Here is a 2,303-nt window from a genome sequence, read left to right as displayed (position 1 = left end):
AGAAGATCGTGAAGGACATCAAGGGATCAGGCCTGAAGGTGCAGGTTGCCATTCAGGGTGACGAGTTGCGCGTCACCGGCAAGAAGCGCGATGACCTTCAGGCTGTCATTCAATTTGTGAAGGGGCTGAAGATCGAACAGCCCCTCCAATATGTGAACTTCCGCGATTGAGGTTTCCGCCTAGCGGCGCAGGAAGAGCCGCCTGACGAGATAAATCAGGCTGATCGCGACGAGATAGCCGATGAAGCGGATCGCGACGAGCTTTAGCACCTGCGTGTCGAGATAGTCGGGCAGCGGGTTTGCGGCGCCTGCATAGAAGTTGCGGCCGATATTCACCAGTTCATGCACGAGGGTTGCACCCAGCGCATAGACGAGAATGCGGCCATAGCGGTTCATAAGGATTGCGGCGATGAGGGCGATGACCAGCCCTTGAATCGAATTGACCGTGTCGAATCCCATCCGCGCCCAGGCAACGGCCTGGTTCAGATATTCGGTGAGTTCCATCTTGTCCCCCTAGTAATTGCCGGACGGAAGAACCCCTCTTCCGCCGCCCTTTTTCTTTGTCCCCGGCCAGTCGCAGCATTGGCGACGCGGCGTGAGCAGAGGTTAACCCAAAAAGACACAAGGTCTAGCGATTTACGCAACGAAATCCTCAGCCTGCGGTGCAAATCCACGTTCTCCCGGCGATTCTTTGGTTAACGGGAGAACGAAGAGCAGGGCGTTCAGATGCTGCCCACCGTGCGAAGCTTGATGCGCGGGTGGATTTCGTTCTGCGACATGACGAATGTCTGTGGGCGGAACCTTTCCACGATGGAGCGCACATAGGGGCGCACGCCGGGGCTGGTCAGCAGCACGGGCACGTCACCCGCCTGTGCGGCTTCCTCGAAGCGGTCGCGCATGGTGGCAATGAATTCCTGCAGCAGGGAAGGCTGCATGGCGAGCTGCTTTTCCTCGCCCTGGCCGATCAGGGACTCGGCAAAGGCCTGCTCCCATTGCGGCGAAAGGGTGATGAGCGGCAACGTATTGTTTGCATCGCTGTGTGCCGCGCAAATCTGGCGCGCGAGGCGGGCACGCACATGCTCTGTAATAAGGGTGAGGCTCTGCGTGTGGCCGACAGCTTCAGCGATGCCTTCCATGATGGTCGGCAGGTCGCGGATCGAGATGCGCTCGGTAAGGAGCGTCTGGCGCACGCGCTGGATGCCGGTTATGGTGATCTGCGACGGTACGAGATCGTCCACGAGCTTCTTGTGTTCCTTGCCGAGTTCATCGAGCAGCTTCTGCACTTCTGCATAAGACAGAAGGTCGGCCATATTGTCCTTGATGATCTCGGTGAGATGCGTGGTGAGCACCGTCGGCGGATCGACAACCGTGTAGCCGCGGAAGGAGGCTTCCTCGCGCAGACCTTCGTCGATCCAGGTGGCGGGCAGACCAAAGGCAGGCTCGGTGGTGTGAAGGCCGGGAAGCTGGATCTGGCCGCCATGCGGGTCCATGACGAGGAGCTGGCCGACATAGACGTCGCCACGCCCTGACTCCACTTCCTTCACGCGGATGACATAGGAGTTTGCGTCGATCTGCACGTTGTCGAGGATGCGGACGGACGGCATGACAAAGCCCATGTCGCTCGCGATCTGGCGGCGCAGCGCCTTGATCTGGTCGGTGAGCTTCTGGTGATCCTTGCCATTGATGAGCGGGAGCAGCGCATAGCCGATTTCGAGGCGCAGTTCGTCCATCTTGAGCGCGGTGCTGATCGGCTCCTCGGCGGCAGGGGCAGCCTGCTGTTCGGTCTCGCGCAGGGTTTCGGCGTCAGCCGTCGCCTTCTTGCGCTGCTTGATCAGATAATAGGCGAGCGAGCCCGTACCACCGCTGAGCGCAAGGAAGGGCAGCATCGGAAGGCCTGGCAGCAGCGCCATGGCGGCGGTCACGACGGAGGACATGCCGAGCGCCTGCGGATAGCCGGAGAACTGGTCGAAAAGCGCTTCATCAGCCGCGCCTTCAACACCAGCCTTCGAGACGAGAAGGCCGGCCGCCGTTGACACAATGAGGGCGGGGATCTGGCTCACAAGGCCGTCGCCCACCGTGAGAAGCGTATAGGTCTGGGCGGCTTCGCCGAAGGTCAGCCCGTTCTGCACGACGCCGATGACGATGCCGGCCACCACGGTGATGAAGGTTATGAGCAGGCCCGCAATAGCGTCACCACGCACGAATTTCGAGGCACCGTCCATCGAGCCGAAGAAGGCGCTTTCCTTCTCCAGATTGGAACGGCGCTCGCGGGCTTCCTTTTCATCGATGAGACCGGCTGAGAGG

At 60.5% G+C, this 2,303-nt stretch carries 3 protein-coding genes; 1 reads left to right on the top strand and 2 read right to left on the bottom strand.

Annotated elements, in window-relative coordinates; genetic code table 11:
* Positions 1-8: 8 nt before the first annotated feature.
* The gene (locus tag WBF74_RS01590; RefSeq protein WP_424434166.1) at positions 9-170 is read left to right on the top strand and encodes a DUF520 family protein; all 162 of its coding nucleotides are present in this window, start codon (positions 9-11) and stop codon (positions 168-170) included.
* 9 nt (positions 171-179) lie between these two features.
* Here the strand turns inward: WBF74_RS01590 and WBF74_RS01585 are convergent, their stop codons facing one another.
* Positions 180-503, bottom strand: coding sequence for a hypothetical protein (locus tag WBF74_RS01585; RefSeq protein ID WP_424434164.1), 324 nt, complete (start codon positions 501-503; stop codon positions 180-182).
* Between the two features lie 218 nt (positions 504-721).
* Positions 722-2,303, bottom strand: a 1,582-nt coding sequence (locus WBF74_RS01580) for a flagellar biosynthesis protein FlhA (RefSeq protein ID WP_424434162.1), incomplete at its 5' end; no start/stop codon positions are given.

Source organism: Parvibaculum sp. (assembly GCF_049672805.1).
Lineage (GTDB): Bacteria > Pseudomonadota > Alphaproteobacteria > Parvibaculales > Parvibaculaceae > Parvibaculum.
The sequence above is the reverse complement of the archived record's forward strand: the minus strand, read 5'-3'. Positions and strand labels throughout refer to the sequence as shown.

What these genes read in the sequence shown, in the direction of transcription:
- WBF74_RS01585 (WP_424434164.1), bottom strand. Translation starts at nt 503, where the DNA reads ATGGAACTCACCGAATATCTGAACCAGGCCGTTGCCTGGGCGCGGATG.